This is a genomic window from Candidatus Methylopumilus planktonicus, assembly GCF_000981505.1.
Lineage (GTDB): Bacteria > Pseudomonadota > Gammaproteobacteria > Burkholderiales > Methylophilaceae > Methylopumilus > Methylopumilus planktonicus.
Genome location: NZ_LN827929.1, coordinates 981,560 through 1,003,318 on the forward strand (window position 1 = coordinate 981,560; position 21,759 = coordinate 1,003,318).

Here is a 21,759-nt window from a genome sequence, read left to right on the forward strand (position 1 = left end):
TTATACTCCCTGCTTTAAACTTTCACTAATAAATGGATCAAGGTCGCCATCAAGGACGCCTTGCGTATTACCTACTTCAACATTTGTGCGCAAATCTTTGATACGCGATTGATCGAGCACATAACTTCTAATCTGATGTCCCCAGCCTATGTCAGTTTTAGCATCTTCTAATGCCTGCTTTTCTTCGTTACGTTTATTTAACTCTAACGCATAAAGTTGTGCGCGTAACATATTCATGGCCTCTGCCCTGTTGCGATGTTGCGATCGATCGTCCTGACATTGCACGACTGTATTAGTTGGAATATGAGTAATACGAACGGCTGAGTCGGTCTTATTAATATGTTGGCCACCCGCACCCGAAGCTCTATACGTATCAATTCTTAAATCCGCTGGATTAATATCTACTTCAATCGAGTCATCCACTTCAGGATAGACTTGCACACTCGCAAAAGATGTATGACGGCGATTTCCCGAATCAAAGGGGGACTTTCTGACCAAGCGATGCACACCTGTTTCAGTTCTTAAATGCCCGAACGCATAATCGCCTGAAATTTTTAATGTTGCACTTTTAATGCCGGCAATATCCCCATCTGAAATATCGAGCACCTCCACTTTAAATCCTTTTCTTTCTCCATACCTTATATACATACGAAGCAGCATATTTGCCCAATCTTGTGCTTCCGTCCCACCACTGCCTGATTGGAAGTTAATGAAGCAGTTATTCGGATCCATGGGATGAGAAAACATGCGACGGAATTCCATCGCCTCCACACTCTTTTCAAGTGAATGACTTTCGTCTAACAACACTTTAAGTGTCTCATCGTCATTTTCATGACGCGCCAATTCAAATAGCTCACACTGATCTTTTAGGCTCATTGCCAAGTTACTTAAGCCGTTCACGATAAAGTCGAGCTCGCGCTTTTCTTTGCCCAGAATCTGGCTTCTGGCTTGGTCATTCCAAATAGACGGGTCTTCAAGCTCCTTTGAAATTTGGTCTAGACGCGACTTTTTAACGTCAAAGTCAAAGATACCCCCTAAGCGCTTGATGGCGTTCATTTAATCCATCGAGTCGGTGTTGAATCTGGTTAAGGGTTTCTGCGTCCATGGGCTTTTTATCTATGAAAACAACGCATTATACATTTAAATGGCTAGTTAATTTTCTGTCATATATGTGTCACAATTAATCCCTAAACTAGTCCCTGATTCACTTAACTTAAAACAAAACCAGGAGCTTTTATGAAGTCTAACAAAATCAAGAACTTAGGTTTAGCAGCTTTAGTTGCTTCAACCTTTGCTTTTTCATACAACATTTATGCAGCAGATAAAATCATCCCAATTGACGGTTCTTCTACTGTTTACCCAATTACTGAAGCTGTAGCTGAAGACTTCCAAAAGAAAACAGGCACTAAAGTGACTGTAGGTGTTTCAGGTACTGGCGGTGGTTTTAAAAAATTCTGCCGTGGCGAAACAATGATTTCTAATGCATCACGTCCGATCTCTAAAAAAGAAATGGATGCATGTGCTGAGAATGGCATTACTTATATCGAATTAGCAGTTGCCTTCGACGCATTAACTGTAGTGACAAACAAAGGTAACGACTGGGCAAAATCAATGACAGTAGCTGAGCTTAATAAAGTTTGGGCATCAGGTAGCTCTGTAAAAAATTGGAAGGATGTGAATCCAGCTTGGCCTAATCAACCTATGAAATTATTTGGCCCAGGTGCTGACTCAGGAACATTCGACTACTTCACAGAGGCAATTAATGGCCGTGCTAAATCATCACGCTCTGATTACACAGCTTCTGAAGATGACAATGTCTTAGTGACAGGTGTTTCAGGCGACAAAGGTGGCATTGGATACTTTGGTTTAGCTTACTACCTTGAAAACAAAGACAAGCTTAACGCTGTTGCAATCATAGCTAAAGACAAAAAAGACGCTGTCTTACCTTCTGAAGAGACTGTCATGAATGGCACATACCAACCATTAGCGCGTCCTTTATTCATCTATGTCAACGGTAGTAAAGGTGCTTTTGATAAAGATGTGAAAGCCTTTGTGGAATTCTACCTAGCGAACGCACCTAAATTGGTGAAGGAAGTAAAATTCGTTCCGCTGACCACAACTGAGTATGCAGCGGTATCTAAACACTGGCAATCTAAAAAAGCTGGTACTGGCTTTGATGGTAAAAATGAAGTGGGTCTAAAGATCGAAGATCTTATCAAGCGTATTAAAGACTAAGTACTGAAGGGTCTTTAAGAACAAGTAAGTAACGACTAAAAAAGGCGGCACAAAGGCCGCCTTTTTTACCTTTAGTAAAGATACAATCATTAGTAAAGATCCAATCATTTTTAAGCATCTCAATCATAGAAAAAAATAAATTGACAACGACTCAATTAAAAGACCCGCCGATTAGTAAAAGACTCGCTAAAAATATTAAGCGAAACTTTGTTGAGCGCGTCATCGAAATTATTCTGATGTTTGCAGCACTTGCTGCTACTTTTATTACCTTAGGTATTGTTTATATCTTAGTCACTGAAACCTCAGGATTTTTTAAAGAGGTCAGTATTATCGAATTCTTAACGAGTAGGCAATGGAGCCCGCTCTTTGAAGACGCACACTACGGCATTCTTCCCCTCATAGCAGGCACACTCACCACATCATTAATTGCCCTTACTATCGCGATTCCGATTGGAACAGTTGCCGCAATCTACCTTTCTGAATTTGCATCTCACAAGACACGCGAGACTGTGAAGCCTATATTGGAACTTCTAGTGGGTGTGCCTACCGTAGTCTTTGGTTACTTCGCCCTTCTTTTTGTGACCCCTTTACTCCAAAAAATAAATCCTGACTTACCTACCTTTAACATGCTAGGGGCCGGTATCGTCATGGGCGTGATGATTATCCCTTACATTGCATCCGTGGCTGAGGACGCCATGAGGGCAGTGCCTATGAATATGCGCGAAGGCTCTTACGCAATGGGTGCCACCAAATTTCAAACAGCCATTCGTGTCGTGACCCCTGCTGCCACATCCGGTATTATTGCCGCTTATATTTTAGGCATCAGCCGCGCAGTGGGTGAGACCATGGTGGTTGCAATTGCAGCGGGCCAGCAGCCTACTTTTACATTCAACCCATTAGAAGGCGCTGCCACAATCACAGCGTATATTGTGCAAGTAGCTATGGGTGACTTGCCGCATGGAAGCCTGGGTTATCAGAGTATTTTTGCAGCAGGCATGGTGTTATTCGTGATTACCTTTGTGTTTAACATACTAGGTCATATGGCAAGAAAACGATTTGCAGAAAGATATTAATGATGAAAAAAAATTCAGTTTCTGAAGAAAGCCTAATCAAGCCCAAAACGCTCGAAGAAGTGCGTGTCATGATTCGCGCGCATAAGCGGAACGACTTTATTTTTTCATCTATTGGTTTATTGACCATCACGTTCGCACTCCTCACCTTGCTTATTCTGTTTGTGGATCTTGTGATGGATGGCTACCCTAAATTAAATTATCAATTCTTTACCGACTTCCCCTCAAGGCGGGCTGCAAACGCCGGGATCTTGTCGGCATGGGTGGGATCATCCCTTATTATGTTAGTGACCTTTATCACCGCAGTGCCTATGGGGGTTGCAGCAGGCGTATATCTAGAAGAATACGCACCTAAGAATTGGCTCACTGATATTGTTGAGATCAATGTCACCAATCTCGCAGGCGTACCCTCAATCATTTATGGCTTATTAGCGCTTGGATTATTTGTATACACATTCCATCTGGGTCAAACAATTGTTACAGCTGGACTCACACTTGGTCTTTTAATGTTGCCTATTGTGATTGTATCCACACGTGAAGCCATTAGGTCGATTCCTGTTGCGATACGCGAAGCGGCTTACGCTGTGGGTGCCACAAAATGGCAGGTTGTTTTACACCACGTGATTCAATACTCGTTTGGAGGCATCCTCACAGGGATTATTATTGGTATGGCCAGAGCCTTAGGTGAAACAGCGCCTATCATTACCGTAGGGGCTTTAACCTTTATTGCATTTCTCCCGCCAGCCCCTTTAACGAGCGTAGCTCCTTTTATTTCTTTTGAATGGCTCCAATCAGGATTCACGGTATTACCAATTCAAATGTTTAGCTGGCTCTCGAGACCTGAGCATGCATTCCATATTAATGCAGCAGCCGCTGGTGCTGTAATTATCATCCTCACACTTGTGATGAACGGAACAGCAATTTGGCTCCGCTATCGTATTCGCAAAAATATTAAATGGTAAATTTTATCTACAGGAAAAAAAATGGCACAAAATAAACTAAACATCAAAGCTGAAGCAAAGAATCTTAACTTTTTCTATGCAGACGGTACCAAGGCACTAAAAGATGTAAGCCTACCTGTTTATGAGAATAAAATTACAGCGCTTATCGGTCCCTCAGGTTGCGGCAAATCTACATTCCTACGCTGCTTTAACCGAATGCATGATTTATATCCTGGCAACCGCTATGAGGGTCAAATCCTTCTTCATCCAGACAACACAAACGTACTTGCTAAAGGTGTAGATCCGATCGAAGTGCGTATGCGAATCAGTATGGTGTTTCAAAAACCCAATCCATTCCCAAAGTCTATCTATGAGAACGTCGCTTACGGCTTAAGAGTGCGAGGAGAAAGATCAAAATCTGCAGTGGATGACAAAGTTGAGGAGGCATTAAAAGGTGCTTCACTTTGGAATGAAGTTAAAGATCGATTACAGGATTTAGCTTTTAATTTATCGGGTGGCCAACAGCAGCGTCTATGTATTGCGCGCGCACTAGCGACAGATCCTGAAATTATGTTATTCGATGAGCCTACATCAGCGCTCGATCCAATTGCGACGGTTAATATTGAGGAGCTTATGTCAGGCTTAAAAAATAAGCTTTCCATTTTAATCGTGACGCATAATATGCAACAAGCCGCTCGTATTTCTGATTACACAGCCTATATGTATTTAGGTGAAATGATTGAGTTCGATGCCACGGATAAGATTTTCACAAACCCAGGCAGAAAAGAAACAGAAGATTACATTACAGGTAAGTTCGGCTAAGCCTTTTTTAAATTGCTTCAAACTACACAAAAATTCTTCAAAAAAAATCTAAAGTGGTTCGCCACTTTTTTTATTCTGCTAGGACTTCTTCTTACCAACCTGAATCTCTATCCCTACAATATTTTTTCTCATAGCCTAGGTGTTTTGGGTTGGACGTTCACAGGGTATGTCAATAAAGATCGCGCTATCCTGATTAACTTTGGACTTCAAATTCCTTTATTTATGATTGGCTATTTCAAACTCTTTGGAATGAGCTAAGTAGCTTGTTTAACTTTTTCTGCAATAAGGTTAGCGTAACTTTTAACTTCGTCTAAGTCTTGACCCTCTACCATGACACGAATCTTAGGCTCGGTGCCTGAAGCCCTTAAGAGCACACGGCCTTTGGTATTTAATTTTTCTTCTACACTTTTCACTGCATCCTGAATTGATTTATTTTTTTCTAGATCAATTTTTTTATGTGTTTCAACATTAATTAACACTTGAGGATACAGTGGCGAATCTTTAGTGGCCTCATACAGTGATTGATTAAGAAGTCGTAATGATTTTAAAACTTGTAGAGATGCGATGATGGCATCCCCTGTTGAATGCTGATCAAGGGTCAGTATGTGGCCTGAGTTTTCGCCACCAATCGACCAGCCTTTTTCAAGAAGAGCCTCTAGAACATAACGATCCCCTACATGTGTCCTTATAAATTCAATGTCTAGATCATGAAATGCTTTTTCAATCGCCATATTAGTCATTAATGTTCCAACTACGCCACCTTTTAATTGATTTTTTGCTTTTAGGGCTTTTGCGATTACTAAAAGAAGCTGATCGCCATCAACAATATGTCCTAAATGATCAATCATCACGACACGATCTCCATCTCCATCAAAAGCAATACCTAAGTCTGCTTTATTTTTTAAGGTAGCTTCTTTAATCGAGTTGGGATGTGTGGATCCTACATCTAGGTTAATATTAAAACCGTTAGGCTCATTACCTATTGAGATAACTTCTGCACCTAATTCAGAAAATATTTTCGGGGCCACATGATAAGTAGCGCCATGTGCGCAATCCAACAAAATTTTGAGACCTCGAAGGTTAAGTTTTTCTGGAAAAGTACTTTTACAAAATTCGACATAACGACCTTCAGCGTCGTCTATACGCTTTGCTTTTCCAAGCTCACGAGGTAAAACTGTTTTAATAGGTTGGTTCAAAGCTGATTCAACTTCCGCTTCAAATGCATCAGGTAGTTTTTCTCCAGCATCAGAAAATATTTTAATGCCGTTATCAGGAAATGGATTATGTGATGCAGAAATGACAATGCCCGCTTGCGACCTTAATGCTTTTGTAAGGTAAGCAATAGCTGGTGTTGGCATAGGACCCGTTAAATATACATTGACCCCTGCCGCAATAAATCCTGACTCCAGCGCTGACTCCAACATGTAGCCTGAAACTCTTGTATCTTTACCAATGACAACGCTCGGATATTTGATTTTTTCATCTCGATTATTTTTAACTAGGATAGATCCAATCGCAAACCCTAGGCGAATAAAAAAATCAGGTGTAATGGGATCTTGACCCACAACGCCTCGAATACCGTCCGTTCCGAAATAATGTCTTGTCATATTTAAGCCATACTCTGCGCTACTTGAATAATTTTAAAAGCACTTTGTGTTTCTTTTACATCATGAACTCGTAATATTTTAGCCCCTTTTAAGACAGAAAGAATAGCCGCTGAAATACTGCCTGATAGATGATCGTCATAATCACCATTCAAGATTTTTCTAATGAATGATTTTCTAGAAAGTCCGACCAGAATAGGTAAATTTAAAGATTGAAATGATTCAATGTTTTGTAAGAGTTCTATATTATGTTCGAATGTTTTTCCAAAACCAAAGCCTGGATCTAAAATAATACGAGATTTATCGATACCTTCATTCGCAATAAGATTTGCACGCTCCTCTAAAAAAGATCTCACTTCACTCACAACATTTTTATAAGTCGGATTAAGTTGCATTGTTTTAGGCGTTCCTTGCATGTGCATTAAGCAGACGCCTACATTTGATTTTTTAAGTAGATCGATCGCATTTGGTTTTTGTAGGGCAAAAATATCATTGATCATCGCGACATCCATATCAATAACCTCTTTCATAACTTCCGGTTTGTATGTGTCAATTGAGATAGCGATATCAGAGATTTTTTTTATTGCCTCAATAATAGGTACAATTCTTTTTAATTCTTCATCTGTACTTACAGGGTCAGATCCTGGCCGGGTTGATTCTCCACCAATATCAATGATATCAACACCCTCTTCGATCATTTTATCAACGCGTTTTAAAGCCGCATTGGAATCTAAATACATACCGCCATCTGAGAATGAATCGGGTGTGATATTTAAAATACCCATCACGAGTGGGCGCTTTAAATCAAAGGAGTGTTTATTTAACTGGAGCATCATAAAAAACAAAGGCTAGATAAACTAGCCTCGATTTCATTTAGCCCTTGGCGCTCGGCTGGGGAACAACTGCAACCTTTGTGCCTGAAGATCCTTTATCAATCTTCGGAGGATTAGGTGTTTGTTTAGGTTTTGGTGGTCTCGCTTTTTTTCCTGCCATGATGTCATTGATCTGATCGGCATCAATTGTTTCATATTCAAGCAAAGCTTTTGCCATCGCCTCTACTTTGCGGCGATTTTTTTCAATGAGCTTTCTAGCAACACTATATTGTTCATCAAGAATACGGCGAATCTCAGCGTCAACTTTTTGTTGTGTTGCTTCAGAAATTGTTTTTGAAGACATCGCACCAAAGAAAGAATCTTGATCTTGACCCACATAAACCATCGTACCTAATTTATCTGACATACCATAACGCGTCACCATATCACGCGCCAATTTCGTTGCACGCTCAAAATCATTCGATGCGCCCGTTGACATTTGCTTCATGAAAACTTCTTCCGCAATACGTCCGCCAAAGAGAATCGAAATTTCTTCTAGCATCTTATTTTTATAATTACTGATACGATCGAACTCTGGCAGCTGCCATGTAAGTCCCAGCGCCCAGCCACGAGGCATAATCGTCACTTTATGCACAGGATCTGCGTGAGGTAATAGTTTTGCAACCACTGCATGACCTGACTCATGGAATGCTGTATTCATCCGCTCTTCTTCTCTCATCACCATGGATTTTCTTTCAGGGCCCATAAAGATTTTATCTTTGGCATCTTCAAAGTCTTGCATATCGACTGTTCGTTTATTTCTGCGTGCAGCAAACAATGCGGACTCATTCACAAGATTAGCTAAGTCAGCACCTGAAAAACCTGGAGTACCTCTCGCAATGATGCTTGCTTTCACATCAGGATCTGCTGGAATTTTTCTCATGTGCACTAAAAGAATTTCTTCGCGACCTTTAATGTCAGGAAGAGATACCATCACTTGTCGATCAAAACGTCCTGGGCGTAACAAAGCTTTATCGAGGACATCTGCACGATTGGTTGCCGCAATGACGATCACGCCTGAGTTAGGTTCGAAGCCGTCGAGCTCAACTAAAAGCTGATTCAGTGTTTGTTCACGCTCGTCATTACCACCACCTGAACCTTGACCGCGATGACGGCCTACCGCATCAATTTCATCAATAAAAATAATACATGGCGCGCTCTTTTTGGATTGTTCAAACATGTCTCTTACACGAGCAGCACCAACACCTACAAACATTTCTACGAAGTCAGATCCTGAAATGGTATAGAAAGGCACCTTAGCTTCGCCCGCAATTGCACGCGCTAGAAGTGTCTTACCCGTGCCTGGAGGTCCCACCATCAGAACGCCTCTTGGTATGCGACCACCTAATTTATGAAACTTGCTTGGGTCTTTTAAGAATTCAACAATTTCTGTGACCTCTTCTTTTGCTTCATCACACCCCGCTACATCAGCAAATGTTGTTTGATTATTTGTTTGATCAAGCTGTCTAGCTTTACTCTTACCAAATGAAAATGGGCCACCACCTTTGGAGCCGCCCTGCATCTGACGCATAAAGAAAATCCAAACACCTACTAAAAGAATCATTGGAAACCATGAAATAAAGATACTCATCAATACTGACTGCTGCTCTTCAGGCTTCGCTTCAACAATGACATTATTTTTTAGAAGGTCGGATACTAACCAAGGATCCGTTGGAGCATAGGTATTAAATTTCTTACCTTCGCTCGTTGTCCCTTTGATTCTATGATTATCAATCTCAACTTTGGCAATTCTGCCTTCTTTGACCTGCTGCATAAATTGAGAGTAGACAAGTGCTGTGTCAGTTTTCGAAGACCCTGAAAACTGATTAAAAATAGTCATGAGAAGGAGTGCTATCGCAACCCAGATGGCAATACTTTTAAGAGTGTTGTTATTCAATTGGTGGATGACCTCGTATCATCTATTTTCATTAGTTAATTTTAAACCTAATTCCGTGACTATATTATGACTTTTTAAGCTTTTGCAAAGCCCAGCAAATAAACCTCACTACTTCGATCACGTGAAGCTTTAGGCTTTACTGTGATCACTTTTTCAAACTCAGGACGCATCTTTTTCACCAGCTCATCAAAGTCAGCGCCTATAAAAGTTTTGACTAGAAAATGGCCGCTTGGTTTCAACCATTGTAAAGAAAAGTCTAGCGCAAGCTCAGTGAGGTGCATGACACCTGGCTGATCGACTGTCTTTATACCCGTAATATTGGGGGCCATGTCTGAAATTACAAGGTCTATAGCTGAATTATTTAAGTAGGTTTCAAGCTCCTTTAAAGAAGCCTCTTCTCTAAAGTCCCCTTGAATAAAATCGACCCTAGGAATAGGATCCATAGGCAGTAAATCCATAGCGATAATATGGCCTTTACCTTGAAGGAGTTTTGCCACCACCTGAGACCAGCTTCCAGGGCTTGAGCCCAAATCAACGACATTCATACCGGGCTTGATGAGTTTATATTTCTCATGGATCTCCATAAGCTTATAAGCAGCCCGGGATCGAAAGCCATCTTTCTGAGCTTGTCTAACGAAGGCATCATTGACATGCTCTTGCATCCAAGCCTTGCTAGTTCTTGTTCTTTTCATCTGTTAAAATCGATTCTTTAAAGATCTTAAGAAATTTTCTACCTTGAATTCAAAAGCCATTGCATACCTTCGAAGCTTAGCGCACACATTAAATCCAGTGGTGAGAATTGGTAATAAGGGTTTATCGGCATCAGTCATTACGGAAATAGATCTTAATCTTAACGCACATGAGCTTATTAAAATTAAAATTCAAAATAATGATAGATCAGTTCGTGAATCCATGTTAATTGAAATTTGTGGAGCACTTCAGGCAACAGCCGTGCATCATATTGGCTTACAAATTATTGTCTATCGTCAAGCGTCCGAACCTAAGATCGTCATACCCAAATAATTATCTAATTTTTAAGATCACAAAAACGCCTAAGAAACACTCAAGTAAATACGCAATACTTGAAACACCATGCCAAGTTGCAAATCGATCAGCAAATACGCTTTCCATCACATCTTTCGGCATCGCTTCTAATTTGAATTTTTCTAAGAGTGGATTAATCCCTAAATGACTAATCAGAATTAAAACGAACATCAACACAACCAACCAAAAGAAGCTTTGCTTTAGTGCATTCGTGCCAAACTGATACACGCGCTGAATTAATAAATAAATACTAGTGGCCATGCCCACAAAAGCCATCATCCGAAAAAGCTGCCCCGCAATATTACCTGCGAGTTGTGCCTCAGGCATGAGCTTGAATAATTCATAAGCCACAATACCTACCACCCACAATCCACCTATCCAAAAGGTTGCGGCAATCAGTGCTAAATTTTCTAACCATTGTTTCATTATGTTTTTAGTTTAATATAAAAATGGATTGAATTTATAGATACTTGACATCTAATATCTCGTAAGATTTGGCGCCACCTGGTGTATTGACTTCAGCCACATCGCCAACTGCCTTCCCGATAAATGCTTTTGCAATCGGTGAATTGATTGAAATCTTCTTTAGCTTAATATCAGCCTCATCATCGCCCACAATTTGGTAAGTAAAGATATCTTCTGTATCAAGATCTTGTGCTTCAACAGTGGAACCAAATACGCACTCACTCTCACCTACAATTGAAGAAGGGTCAATGACCATAGCGGTAGAAAGTTTGGCTTCAATTTCTGCTATGCGACCTTCAATAAAACTTTGACGCTCTTTCGCAGCTTCATATTCAGCATTCTCAGACAAGTCGCCTTGCGCTCTTGCTTCTGAGATTGCCTGAATGATATGAGGGCGATCAACACTTTTTAAGCGCTGAAGCTCTTCTTTGAGCTGTTCAGCACCTTTAATGGTCATGGGTATTTGTTTAAGCATATTCATTCCTAACAAAACAAAAACCACGCTCTTTAGATGGAGTGTGGTTTATAAAGGTTGAGTGTATTTTAAGTGAGTTCTTTATGCAAGCTTTGGATAGAATTGACCGTAATTTCTTCAACGAAGTTCATGCCAATACATGCGGCTTTAGCGCCTGCAATGGTCGTGTAATAGGTCACCTTGTTTTGTAATGCATATCTTCTGATTTCATAAGAGTCTGAAATAGCACGTTTATCTTCCGTCACATTCACGATAAAAGAAATTTCATTATTCTTAATCATATCCACAATATGAGGCCTTCCTTCTGCTACTTTATTGACCGGCTCAACATTTAAGCCCGCATCCATCAAAGCTTTTGCAGTACCTTTAGTCGCCACAATGGTAAAACCTAATTGATCTAATGATTTTGCAACCTCAACCACTTTAAGATGGTCTTCACGACGCACGCTGATAAATGCTTTCCCGCCTTTAGGTAATTTTGTAGATGAGCCGAGCTGGGATTTAATAAATGCTTCTGCAAATGTTTTACCTAAGCCCATTACTTCACCCGTTGACTTCATCTCAGGCCCCAAAATGGTATCGACTCCCGGAAACTTAATGAATGGAAAGACAGCTTCTTTCACCGAGAAGAATTTCGGCACAATTTCTTTTGTAACTTTTTGTACCTTAAGGCTAGAACCCACCATAGCGCGGGCAGCAATTTTAGCTAACTGTAATCCACATGCTTTAGAAACGAAAGGAACAGTGCGAGATGCTCTCGGGTTCACTTCTAAAACATAAATGACTTCACCTTGGATCGCAAATTGAACATTCATAAGACCTACAACGTTGAGTGCTTTTGCCATCTCAACTGTTTGCTTTCTTAATTGATCTTGAATTTTTTTAGACAAGCTATAAGGAGGAAGTGAGCATGCTGAGTCACCTGAGTGCACCCCGGCTTGTTCAATATGTTCCATAATGCCGCCGATAATGACATCTGTGCCATCTGATAGCGCGTCCACATCAATTTCAAGCGCGTCGTTTAAAAAGCGGTCAAGGAGTACAGGTGAGTCATGCGAAACTTTTACAGCCTCCCTCATATAACGTTCAAGCTGTGCTTGTTCGTGCACGATCTCCATAGCGCGACCGCCTAAAACATAACTAGGCCTCACGACAAGTGGGTAACCAATTTCTTCTGCTAAACGAATGGCATCTTCAGGTGTTCTAGCTGTGCGATTGGGCGGCTGTTTCAGTCCAATCGAATTGAGCATTTTTTGAAAGCGCTCACGGTCCTCCGCCATATCAATAGCGTCTGGAGAAGTGCCAATAATTGGCACGCCTGCTTTTTCTAAATCTTTAGCGAGCTTCAAAGGTGTTTGTCCACCATATTGCACAATGACACCAAGTGGTTTTTCAATAGCAACAATTTCTAAAACATCTTCAAGTGTCACAGGCTCAAAATAAAGTCGGTCTGACGTATCGTAGTCGGTTGATACTGTTTCAGGATTGCAGTTCACCATGATGGTTTCATAACCATCCTCACGCAATGCTAAAGCTGCATGTACACAGCAGTAATCAAACTCGATACCCTGACCAATACGATTAGGTCCACCACCTAAGACAATAATTTTTTTTCTATCCGTGGGTTTTGCTTCGCACTCTTCTTCATATGTGGAATACATATAAGCTGTATTTGTTGAGAATTCTGCAGCACATGTGTCTACACGTTTATATACAGGTCGCACATGATGCTTATGACGATACTGTCTAACGTCCTCTTGTTTAACTTCTAGAAGTGTTGCGAGTCTTCGATCAGAAAAGCCTTTTTGTTTTAAATCAAATAAATTTTTTTTAGATAAATCTTTGAGTGAAGTCCCTGACAAGCTTTCTTCAACATCAATAATATTTTTAATTTGATGGAGGAACCACGGATCAATTTTGGAATGTCCAAATACATCTTCAATCGACATACCCATTCTAAAGGCGTCGCCAACATACCAAATACGCTCGGGTCCCGGCTCTCTCATTTCTTTAATGATGAGATCTTGATCAGTCGTTTTTTCATCTAGTCCATCTACACCAATTTCGAGACCTCTTAATGCTTTTTGAAAAGACTCTTGGAAAGTGCGTCCGATGGCCATAACCTCACCTACAGATTTCATTTGTGTCGTCAGTCTTGAATCTGCTTGTGGAAATTTTTCAAATGCAAATCTTGGTACTTTAGTGACTACGTAATCGACACTCGGTTCAAATGATGCAGGTGTTGCGCCACCTGTAATTTCATTTTTTAATTCATCTAATGTAAAACCTACGGCTAACTTTGCAGCAATTTTTGCAATAGGGAATCCTGTAGCCTTTGACGCTAAGGCTGAAGAACGTGATACACGAGGATTCATTTCAATGACAATCATGCGCCCATCTTCTGGATTGATTGCGAATTGCACGTTCGATCCGCCTGTGTCTACCCCAATTTCTCGAAGCACCGCGATCGATGCATTACGCATGATTTGATATTCTTTATCTGTAAGTGTTTGCGCAGGAGCCACGGTAATGGAGTCGCCTGTGTGCACACCCATTGGATCTAAGTTTTCAATGGAACATATAATAATGCAGTTATCTTTGGAGTCGCGAACCACTTCCATTTCATATTCTTTCCAACCAAGTAAAGACTCTTCTATCAGAAGTTCTTTCGTGGGGGATGCTTCAAGCCCTCTTTCACATATCGCTATAAATTCTTCACGGTTATATCCAATACCACCACCACTACCTCCCATCGTAAATGACGGGCGAATGATCGCTGGATAACCAATGCCTGCTTGAACTTGTATTGCCTCCTCTAAGCTATGCGCAATGGCTGACTTAGCAGATCCTAAGCCAATTTTGTTCATGGCTTCTTTAAATTTTTGCCTATCTTCAGCTTTATCAATGGCTTCTTTTGATGCGCCAATTAATTCGACTTTGTATTTTTTTAATACGCCATACTTGTCTAAATCAAGCGCGCAATTAAGTGCTGTTTGCCCACCCATAGTTGGAAGGAGTGCGTCTGGCTTTTCTTTGGCAATAATTTTTTCGACAATCTGCCAAGTAATTGGCTCGATGTAGGTCGCATCCGCCATCTCAGGATCTGTCATGATAGTTGCAGGATTAGAATTCACGAGAATGACACGATAGCCTTCTTCGCGAAGTGCTTTACATGCCTGCGCACCGGAATAATCAAACTCGCATGCCTGACCTATCACGATAGGACCAGCGCCAATGATGAGTATGGACTTAATATCTTTACGCTTTGGCATAGCTCTTTTTCTTTTTTTCAATGAGATCAATAAAGTGATCAAACAAATAACTCATTTCAGATGGGCCTGGACTCGCTTCAGGGTGTCCCTGGAAACTGAATGCGGGCTGATCAGATCTTTCAATCCCTTGCAAACTGCCATCAAAAAGAGATTGATGTGTAGCTAGTAAATGTTTAGGTAGTGAAGTTTGATCTACAGTGAAGCCATGATTTTGACTGGTAATAAATACGCGTTTTGTTTTTAAATCTTGGACGGGGTGATTGGCACCATGATGTCCAAATTTCATCTTGGATGTTTTAGCGCCACTCGCCAAGGCTAAAAGTTGATGGCCTAAACATATACCAAAGGTTGGGTAGCCATCATCGACTAATTTTTTTATCGCTTGAATAGCATAATCACATGGCTCCGGGTCTCCGGGTCCATTGGATAAAAATACGCCATCGGGTTTTAGGCGAACTACTTCTTCGTAAGAAGTTTCTGCAGGCACAACAGTGACTTTACATCGCCTTGAAACTAGCATCCTTAAAATATTTTTCTTAATACCGTAATCAAATGCAACAACGTGATGATCCGATTCAATCTGATTACTGTAGCCTCTAGATAACGACCACTCGCCTTGATTAAATATATAAGATTTTTTACAGCTCACGACCTTGGCTAAATCCATGCCAGAAAGTCCTGGAAAGGCTTTTGCTTCTTCATGCGCTTTTTTATCGTCTTCTGATTCTGCAATAATGCAACCTGCTTGGGAGCCATGCTCTCTTAAATGTCTTGTGAGTTTTCTTGTATCAATATTTGCGATCGCAACAATATGATTTTCTTTTAAGTAATCTGAAAGGGTTTGTTCGCTTCTAAAATTACTATCAATCATCGCTAAATCACGAATGATTAAACCACTGGTATAGACTTTGTCAGATTCGATATCTGCTTTATTAACTCCTACATTGCCAATATGAGGATAAGTGAGCGTGACTATTTGTTTTGTATAGGAAGGATCAGTCAGAATTTCTTGATAACCCGTCATGGAGGTATTAAAAACAACTTCACCTGCGGTTAAACCTGGAGCCCCAATTGAAATACCTCGAAACTTAGTTCCGTCTGCGAGCACTAACACTGCCGACATATTTCGCGACAAAATGACTCTCCAGTATTTGCGAATTCAAGGGTTTGGGTACTGGATATACAAAACGGGAGAAGTGTTTAGCAGCTCCCGTTTCAAATATCGTAAATATTATAGTCGATTTAGCGCCTTAATTCAACGCACTAAACCTTGATAAATTGTTATTTGTCAGAAAGTCCCAAGACCTGCTGCATGTCAAAAAGACCTGTTTTTTGGCGCGATAAAAATTTAGCAGCCTTTAACGCCCCCTTAGCAAAGGTGGCTCGGCTTGAAGCTTTATGAGTTAATTCAATTCGCTCCCCTGTGCCTGCATACAAAACCGTATGATCACCCACAATATCGCCGCCACGAATTGTTGAAAAGCCAATCGTTGTTTGTTTACGCTCACCTGTATTGCCGAAACGTTCATACTGCGCTTCTTTTTTTAGGTCTCTGCCACTTGCTTTTGCAACAGCTTCACCTAATCTTAAAGCCGTACCTGATGGAGCATCAATTTTATGTCGGTGATGCGCTTCAATAATTTCAATATCAAAATCATCTTTAAGTAATTGCGTTGCTTTTTCAACAAGCGAAATAAGTAAATTAACCCCTACGCTCATATTGGGGGCAAAAACAATAGGTATAGTTTTTGAAGCATCAAGAATCAATTTTTTTTCTTGATCTGAAAATCCTGTTGTACCAATAACATATTTCACTTGATGCGCTTCGCATAATTTCAAATACTCAAGACTTGCTTCAGGCCTCGTAAAATCGATAAGCACATCAGCAGATGAAATTACTTTTACGATGTCATGATCAATGTTAATGCCTGTTGAAATACCAAGAGTCTCTCCTGCATCGCGGCCTAATTTATCACTCGACTTATGATCAATAGCCGCTATAAGTGCTAAGTCTTTATCAGCAGCAATTTCTTGAATAAGGCTCTGGCCCATTCGGCCTGAAGCACCCACGATAAGAATATTTATTTTACTCATACGATTAGAATCCTATTTTTTCTAACATCAAATCAAAATAATTTGGAGTAGTCTTAGATGGCAGTGGTTTCGTATCTTGAACCTTTGGAGCCTCAGGTTTTATATCTACAGGTTCTTTTTTAATGTCTGTTGGAGTGACTTCCGTGACAGGTTTTTTCACATCAGGCTCTATAGCTTTGACTGGCTCTGGCACATCTTTTTTCAGAGTCACGATTTTTTTATCTTCTTCAGGTACTTCTTTTTTAGGTGACATAGCTTTCTCAATTGGTTTTTCATCGTCTTCCCAAAATTTTAATCGATCAAGCATGCTCTTTTCTTTTTGAGCTGGATTTTGTTTGGCCTCATTATTCTTAATTGGCGCTATCTCTTGACGATCTTCATTTCGACTCGCAATAGCCGGCACAACATCGCCTTTTACTTGAGCTAACAAATCTTTTTCAAACATCAAAATGACTCTTCTTTTCTCAATGATTGCACCATCTTTTTCCATCTGATAAAAATAATCCCATTGGTCTTTGTGGAAACTATCTGAAATAAGAGGCGTTCCCATTACAAACCGCACTTGGGTTTTTGTCATGCCTGGCTTTAATTGCATCATCATTTTTGAAGTCACTACATTACCCTGTTGAATTGGCATTTTGTAGGGTTTAATAGAGGGTAATGAAGAAGAGCAGGCAGTGACTAAAAGACTTAAAACTAGAAGAAATATGCGCATTTTTATAACTTTAAACATAATGCGTATTAATATAACATGCTAGACAGTATTCAAAATACTTCCTAAAGCAAATTTTAAGGCGTTTCAATGGCACAAGATCATAAAGATTTAAAAAAATCAGGGCTTAAAGCCACGCTGCCCAGACTTAAAATCTTAAGTCTTTTTGAACACAGCGATGCGAAGCATCTTTCCGCTGAAGATGTCTATAAACTTTTAATTAAATCTGGTGAAGATGTCGGTCTTGCAACGATTTATCGCGTGCTCACTCAATTTGAACAGGCTGGTCTTTTAATTCGCCACCATTTTGAAAGTGATAAAGCTGTCTTTGAATTAAGCGACTCTCAACATCACGATCATCTTGTTTGTATACAATGTGGTCATGTAGAAGAATTTTGTGATGATGAGATTGAAAAAAGACAGAAAATTATTGCGACTAAAAAGGGATTTACTATCCAAGAACATTCGCTTTATATCTATGCTGAATGCAATAAAAACCCCTGCCCCAACAAAGTCTAAGCCTGCAACATTTCTTTCGCGTGCGCCCTTGTTGTATCAGTAATCGATATCCCGCCTAACATCCTCGCAATTTCATCGATTCGCATTTTGTCATCCATCAAATGAATGTGGCTGAGGGTCTGATTATTTTCTTGAGTCTTAGATACTTTGTAATGATGGATAGCCAATGATGCTACTTGCGCTAGATGTGTAATGACTAAAACTTGTCTTTGATCGTGATGACCTAGTTCTTTTAAAAGCTTACCTACAATTTCCGCCACACTTCCTCCAATACCTACATCCACTTCATCAAAAATCATGCAGGGCACATTCGCCTTTGAAATAGATGCAACACGAATCGCAAGACTTAGACGAGAAAGCTCACCACCTGAAGCTGCTTTATGAATTGGTCTTGATTCTGCACCCAAATGAGATGCCACCAAAAATTCAATTTGTTCTAATCCGTGCGCCGTTGGATCTTGAGATGTGAGTTTGACTTCAAAGCTTCCATGGCTGAAGGATAGTTTTTGCATGGCTGCAGTAATATTTTGACTTAAAGTTTCTGATGCGGTCTTTCGTGCCTCACTTAATAATTCTGCGCTTTTGTTAAAAGCTTCAAGGGCTGCTTTTTCTTTGGCATCAACGCCCTCATCTGATTGAAAAGACTCAAGTTCGTCCATACGAGCTTGCCAGGTGAGCAATGTTGATTCAAAATCTTCAGGCTTAATACGATGCTTCCTGCCAAAATTATGAATCGCTTGAATCCGCGCTTCAATATCTTTAAGTCTCTCTGGATCTAAATCGATTTTTTGTAAATATCTATTAAGTGAACGAAGTAGCTCTTCTGTTTGAATATTGATTGAATCAATGAGATCCGAAGATTCTTTTAATTTTTCATCAATACTAAGCGCATGAGAAATTTTCTGCTGCACTAAATGAAGCCTATCAGAAATTGCCGTTTCATCTTTTTCTAAATGCTCGATACAAAGATTAACATCCTCAATGAGTTCATTGCCATGAGACATCATGACATGATCTTGTTGCAAGGTTTCCCAGTCACCCAGGGTGAATGAAAATTGTTTTAATTCTCGTAATTTATCTCTCAATTCTGCAAGTTCATCGCTATAGATTTGCGCATTTTTTTCATACTCAGTTTTTTGCATATAAAGCTTATGCCATGCTTGATAAAGTTGAAAAGTCGTAGCTGCTAAATCTGAGTGGCCACCAAAATTATCTAGAATTTGTCTTTGTGCGCTTAATTTTAAAAGTGAGTGGTGAGAATTTTGACTATAGATATCAACGAGGGATTCGCCTAATTCTTTTAGTTGTTGGAGTGTAGCTACCTTGCCGTTAATAAAAGCCCTTGATTTACCGTCAGCATGAATGACTCTTCTTAAAATAAGTTCAGCGCCATCAGACTCCAGTTCATTTTCCTCTAACCAGTTGATCACTTCTTGATTACGTTTGATATCAAAGATAGCACTGATATCAGCTTTATCTTGATGAAGTCTGACGACTCCACCTTCGTTTCTTTGCCCTAGGGCTAAAGACAAAGCATCAATAAGGATAGACTTTCCAGCGCCTGTTTCGCCAGTTAATGCTGAAAAACCAGATTTAAAATCTAAGCTCATTTTGTCGACAATGACAAAATCAAGGATAGAGAGATTAATTAACATAGCGCTTTATTAACCCCAGTTTAATTTTTTTCTAAGCATCTCAAAATAACAGTAGTCTTTTGGATGAAGAAACGTGATCATTTTTTCTGCACGAATAATTTCCACGCGATCATGAATCTCAAGCGGCACTTTAAGCTGTCCATCAATACTTAAATAAGATTCATCCATGCTCACTACATGAATTTCAATAATACTTTTACTGCTCACTGCAATTGGGCGATTACTTAATGTATGCGGACTAATAGGCACGATAGAAATTGCCTCCAATTCAGGGTGAAGAATCGGTCCTCCAGCTGACAGTGCATAAGCAGTTGTGCCAGTTGGTGTCGTCACAACAAGTCCGTCTGATCTTTGCTTGTGGACAAAACTGCCATTAATAGAAACTTCCAATTCAATTAAGCGGGATCCACTTTTTACTACAACATCATTAAGAGCTAATGATTCATGAATACATTTTGAACCTCTAAAAATTTTAGACTGCAACAGCATTCTTTTGTCTTTATAAGAAGAGCCTTGAAATATTTCATCAATAGATTCAAACATATTGCTTGTATTTAGATCTGCTAAAAACCCAAAACGGCCTTGGTTAATACCTATTAATGGGATGTCAAAATTCACAAGCGATCTTGCAACCCCCAACATCGTCCCATCGCCACCTATAACGATTGCGAGATCAGCTTTTTCCCCAATTTCTTCTAGATCAATAGCCTTAAATGCTTGAAATTTTTCGGACCGGTGTGTTTTAGCCTCAATATAAATATTGATATGCTTATTCGTCAAATATTGAGCGAGCTCTAAAAGCTGAGACTCAATGTCAGAAGATTCACTTCCGCTCGTATATTTTCCGATAATTGCGACTGATTTATAGAGACTTTCCATAATTGAATTAAAGCATACTTAAGATGAAAGAATATATAGCAATTTAATAAAGAAAAACTTAGTATATTAAGCATTCATTTTACAAAAGTACTGCATGCTAGAATGGCTTATTACACTATGAAAACTAGGCTTTATTGACTATTTTAAAGCATATCGATTTATATGAATAACTCTATTTGATGATGCTAGATAAGCGCGCCCAAATTCTTCTAAAAACCCTCATCGAGCAACATATTTATGATGGGCAGCCTGTGGGATCTAGAACCCTCTCTCAATCGTCAGGCCTTGACTTAAGTCCAGCTTCTATTCGTAATACCATGAAAGATCTAGAAGATCTCGGTTTTATCACAAGCCCCCATACTTCAGCAGGAAGAATTCCTACGCAATTAGGTTACAGACTCTTTGTAGATTCTCTTCTAACTGTAAAACCTTTGGACGACAAAGCCATTCGCTCATTAAAAGATCAAATGAATATTGGTGACAATAAAAAAATTATTAGTAATGCTGCGGATATCTTATCAACACTGACTCATTTTGCGGGTGTAGTACTTATTCCTAAGGCTAAGAAAACAACCTTTAAACATTTAGAATTTATAGGCCTATCTGAGAAAAAAATTCTTGTCATCATTGTCACAAATGATGGCAATGTTCAAAACAGAATTGTAATGACAGAAAAGCACTACACTCATGATGACTTAGTTGAGGCTACAAATTATTTTAATCACAACTTTAGTGGCAATACTTTTGCTAAAGTCAAAGATACACTCGTGGACGAATTATCTAAAATGCATGCTGATATGATTAAACTTATGACGGCAGCTATTGAAGTTGGTAATGATGTCATTTCGCCAGAGAGTGAATCGATCGTGATCACGGGTCAAAATAACCTGATCCAATCTGAAGAACTCGCAAAAAATATATCGAGCTTAAGAAAAATTTTTGAGATATTTGAAAAGCGAACAGCGCTTATGAAACTTCTTGATCAAAGCCAGCTTGGGGAAGGCATTCAAATCTTTATTGGAAATGAATCCGGATATTCTTCTCTAGACGAATGTAGTCTTATTACATCGCCATATGAAACAGATGGTGAAATTGTAGGCACCCTTGGTGTGATTGGTCCTACAAGAATGGCTTACGAAAGAGTCATTCCTATTGTCGATATCACAGCAAAACTTCTTTCTAACGCACTGAGTCAACACTAAA

Annotated in this window: 21 protein-coding genes; 8 read left to right on the forward strand and 13 right to left on the reverse strand. The window is 39.7% G+C overall.

The window, feature by feature from the left end; genetic code table 11:
• Positions 1-1,105, reverse strand: a protein-coding gene (gene prfB, locus BN1208_RS05155) for a peptide chain release factor 2 (protein WP_156157789.1) whose coding sequence is annotated in 2 segments (ribosomal slippage) — positions 1-1,023 and positions 1,025-1,105 — 1,104 coding nt in all. Because the reading frame shifts where the segments join, the coding sequence is not laid out codon by codon here.
• 131 nt (positions 1,106-1,236) lie between these two features.
• On the opposite strand from prfB, the gene BN1208_RS05160 reads away from it, so the two are divergent.
• From BN1208_RS05160 to BN1208_RS07460, 5 genes are all read left to right on the forward strand, one after another.
• The gene (locus BN1208_RS05160) at positions 1,237-2,235 is read left to right on the forward strand and encodes a PstS family phosphate ABC transporter substrate-binding protein (RefSeq protein WP_046488509.1); all 999 of its coding nucleotides are present in this window, start codon (positions 1,237-1,239) and stop codon (positions 2,233-2,235) included.
• A gap of 140 nt (positions 2,236-2,375) precedes the next feature.
• Positions 2,376-3,308, forward strand: a complete 933-nt coding sequence (pstC, locus tag BN1208_RS05165; protein ID WP_046488512.1) for a phosphate ABC transporter permease subunit PstC — start codon at positions 2,376-2,378, stop codon at positions 3,306-3,308.
• The gene (gene pstA / locus BN1208_RS05170) at positions 3,308-4,267 is read left to right on the forward strand and encodes a phosphate ABC transporter permease PstA (RefSeq protein ID WP_231854573.1); all 960 of its coding nucleotides are present in this window, start codon (positions 3,308-3,310) and stop codon (positions 4,265-4,267) included. The genes pstC and pstA overlap by 1 nt, the downstream gene beginning before the upstream one ends.
• Positions 4,268-4,288: 21 nt before the next feature.
• The gene (gene pstB / locus BN1208_RS05175) at positions 4,289-5,068 is read left to right on the forward strand and encodes a phosphate ABC transporter ATP-binding protein PstB (protein ID WP_046488514.1); all 780 of its coding nucleotides are present in this window, start codon (positions 4,289-4,291) and stop codon (positions 5,066-5,068) included.
• A gap of 12 nt (positions 5,069-5,080) precedes the next feature.
• Complete coding sequence (locus BN1208_RS07460) at positions 5,081-5,326, forward strand: DUF6552 family protein (protein WP_046488518.1); 246 nt, start codon at positions 5,081-5,083, stop codon at positions 5,324-5,326.
• On the opposite strand, the gene glmM is transcribed toward BN1208_RS07460, so the two are convergent.
• The 4 genes from glmM to BN1208_RS05200 all read right to left on the reverse strand — a co-directional run bounded on the left by glmM (position 5,323) and on the right by BN1208_RS05200 (position 10,133).
• The gene (gene glmM, locus BN1208_RS05185; protein ID WP_046488521.1) at positions 5,323-6,675 is read right to left on the reverse strand and encodes a phosphoglucosamine mutase; all 1,353 of its coding nucleotides are present in this window, start codon (positions 6,673-6,675) and stop codon (positions 5,323-5,325) included. The two genes, BN1208_RS07460 and glmM, sit on opposite strands and share 4 nt — an antisense overlap.
• A gap of 2 nt (positions 6,676-6,677) precedes the next feature.
• Positions 6,678-7,508, reverse strand: coding sequence for a dihydropteroate synthase (folP, locus tag BN1208_RS05190; RefSeq protein ID WP_046488524.1), 831 nt, complete (start codon positions 7,506-7,508; stop codon positions 6,678-6,680).
• A gap of 37 nt (positions 7,509-7,545) precedes the next feature.
• A complete protein-coding gene (gene ftsH, locus BN1208_RS05195) occupies positions 7,546-9,441 on the reverse strand; it encodes an ATP-dependent zinc metalloprotease FtsH (protein ID WP_082092848.1) in 1,896 nt (631 codons plus the stop codon).
• A gap of 74 nt (positions 9,442-9,515) precedes the next feature.
• On the reverse strand, positions 9,516-10,133 hold the full coding sequence (locus BN1208_RS05200) for an RlmE family RNA methyltransferase (RefSeq protein WP_046488530.1): 618 nt from the start codon (positions 10,131-10,133) through the stop codon (positions 9,516-9,518).
• Positions 10,134-10,176: 43 nt separating this feature from the next.
• On the opposite strand from BN1208_RS05200, the gene BN1208_RS05205 reads away from it, so the two are divergent.
• Complete coding sequence (locus BN1208_RS05205) at positions 10,177-10,464, forward strand: YhbY family RNA-binding protein (protein WP_046488534.1); 288 nt, start codon at positions 10,177-10,179, stop codon at positions 10,462-10,464.
• On the opposite strand, the gene BN1208_RS05210 is transcribed toward BN1208_RS05205, so the two are convergent.
• From BN1208_RS05210 to BN1208_RS07150, 6 genes are all read right to left on the reverse strand, one after another.
• Positions 10,465-10,911 (reverse strand): DUF4149 domain-containing protein, encoded by a 447-nt coding sequence (locus tag BN1208_RS05210; RefSeq protein ID WP_046488536.1) that lies wholly within the window; start codon positions 10,909-10,911, stop codon positions 10,465-10,467.
• 34 nt (positions 10,912-10,945) lie between these two features.
• Positions 10,946-11,425, reverse strand: a complete 480-nt coding sequence (gene greA / locus BN1208_RS05215; RefSeq protein ID WP_046489335.1) for a transcription elongation factor GreA — start codon at positions 11,423-11,425, stop codon at positions 10,946-10,948.
• 68 nt (positions 11,426-11,493) lie between these two features.
• The gene (gene carB / locus BN1208_RS05220; protein ID WP_046489336.1) at positions 11,494-14,697 is read right to left on the reverse strand and encodes a carbamoyl-phosphate synthase large subunit; all 3,204 of its coding nucleotides are present in this window, start codon (positions 14,695-14,697) and stop codon (positions 11,494-11,496) included.
• Entirely contained in the window at positions 14,684-15,832 is a 1,149-nt protein-coding gene (gene carA, locus BN1208_RS05225; RefSeq protein WP_046488539.1) for a glutamine-hydrolyzing carbamoyl-phosphate synthase small subunit, read from the reverse strand. Before carA ends, carB begins: the two co-directional genes overlap by 14 nt.
• Before the next feature lie 146 nt (positions 15,833-15,978).
• Positions 15,979-16,791: a 4-hydroxy-tetrahydrodipicolinate reductase gene (dapB, locus tag BN1208_RS05230; protein WP_046488542.1), complete on the reverse strand. Its 813-nt coding sequence runs from the start codon at positions 16,789-16,791 to the stop codon at positions 15,979-15,981.
• Between the two features lie 4 nt (positions 16,792-16,795).
• Positions 16,796-17,524 (reverse strand): outer membrane protein assembly factor BamE, encoded by a 729-nt coding sequence (locus tag BN1208_RS07150; protein ID WP_082092849.1) that lies wholly within the window; start codon positions 17,522-17,524, stop codon positions 16,796-16,798.
• 69 nt (positions 17,525-17,593) lie between these two features.
• Here BN1208_RS07150 and fur point away from each other — a divergent pair, with 69 nt between their 5' ends.
• Complete coding sequence (gene fur / locus BN1208_RS05240) at positions 17,594-18,022, forward strand: ferric iron uptake transcriptional regulator (protein WP_046488546.1); 429 nt, start codon at positions 17,594-17,596, stop codon at positions 18,020-18,022.
• Here the strand turns inward: fur and recN are convergent.
• Positions 18,019-19,677 (reverse strand): DNA repair protein RecN, encoded by a 1,659-nt coding sequence (recN, locus tag BN1208_RS05245; RefSeq protein WP_046488549.1) that lies wholly within the window; start codon positions 19,675-19,677, stop codon positions 18,019-18,021. The genes fur and recN overlap by 4 nt on opposite strands.
• Positions 19,678-19,686: 9 nt before the next feature.
• Positions 19,687-20,556: an NAD(+)/NADH kinase gene (locus BN1208_RS05250; RefSeq protein WP_046488551.1), complete on the reverse strand. Its 870-nt coding sequence runs from the start codon at positions 20,554-20,556 to the stop codon at positions 19,687-19,689.
• A gap of 182 nt (positions 20,557-20,738) precedes the next feature.
• On the opposite strand from BN1208_RS05250, the gene hrcA reads away from it, so the two are divergent.
• Positions 20,739-21,758 (forward strand): heat-inducible transcriptional repressor HrcA, encoded by a 1,020-nt coding sequence (gene hrcA, locus BN1208_RS05255; protein ID WP_046489342.1) that lies wholly within the window; start codon positions 20,739-20,741, stop codon positions 21,756-21,758.
• Position 21,759 lies beyond the last annotated feature (1 nt).

What these genes read in the sequence shown, in the direction of transcription:
- BN1208_RS05160 (WP_046488509.1), top strand. Translation starts at nt 1,237, where the DNA reads ATGAAGTCTAACAAAATCAAGAACTTAGGTTTAGCAGCTTTAGTTGCT.
- pstA (WP_231854573.1), top strand. Translation starts at nt 3,308, where the DNA reads ATGATGAAAAAAAATTCAGTTTCTGAAGAAAGCCTAATCAAGCCCAAA.
- pstB (WP_046488514.1), top strand. Translation starts at nt 4,289, where the DNA reads ATGGCACAAAATAAACTAAACATCAAAGCTGAAGCAAAGAATCTTAAC.
- glmM (WP_046488521.1), bottom strand. Translation starts at nt 6,675, where the DNA reads ATGACAAGACATTATTTCGGAACGGACGGTATTCGAGGCGTTGTGGGT.
- folP (WP_046488524.1), bottom strand. Translation starts at nt 7,508, where the DNA reads ATGATGCTCCAGTTAAATAAACACTCCTTTGATTTAAAGCGCCCACTC.
- BN1208_RS05200 (WP_046488530.1), bottom strand. Translation starts at nt 10,133, where the DNA reads ATGAAAAGAACAAGAACTAGCAAGGCTTGGATGCAAGAGCATGTCAAT.
- BN1208_RS05210 (WP_046488536.1), bottom strand. Translation starts at nt 10,911, where the DNA reads ATGAAACAATGGTTAGAAAATTTAGCACTGATTGCCGCAACCTTTTGG.
- greA (WP_046489335.1), bottom strand. Translation starts at nt 11,425, where the DNA reads ATGCTTAAACAAATACCCATGACCATTAAAGGTGCTGAACAGCTCAAA.
- carB (WP_046489336.1), bottom strand. Translation starts at nt 14,697, where the DNA reads ATGCCAAAGCGTAAAGATATTAAGTCCATACTCATCATTGGCGCTGGT.
- dapB (WP_046488542.1), bottom strand. Translation starts at nt 16,791, where the DNA reads ATGAGTAAAATAAATATTCTTATCGTGGGTGCTTCAGGCCGAATGGGC.
- BN1208_RS07150 (WP_082092849.1), bottom strand. Translation starts at nt 17,524, where the DNA reads ATGTTTAAAGTTATAAAAATGCGCATATTTCTTCTAGTTTTAAGTCTT.
- fur (WP_046488546.1), top strand. Translation starts at nt 17,594, where the DNA reads ATGGCACAAGATCATAAAGATTTAAAAAAATCAGGGCTTAAAGCCACG.
- recN (WP_046488549.1), bottom strand. Translation starts at nt 19,677, where the DNA reads ATGTTAATTAATCTCTCTATCCTTGATTTTGTCATTGTCGACAAAATG.
- BN1208_RS05250 (WP_046488551.1), bottom strand. Translation starts at nt 20,556, where the DNA reads ATGGAAAGTCTCTATAAATCAGTCGCAATTATCGGAAAATATACGAGC.
- hrcA (WP_046489342.1), top strand. Translation starts at nt 20,739, where the DNA reads ATGCTAGATAAGCGCGCCCAAATTCTTCTAAAAACCCTCATCGAGCAA.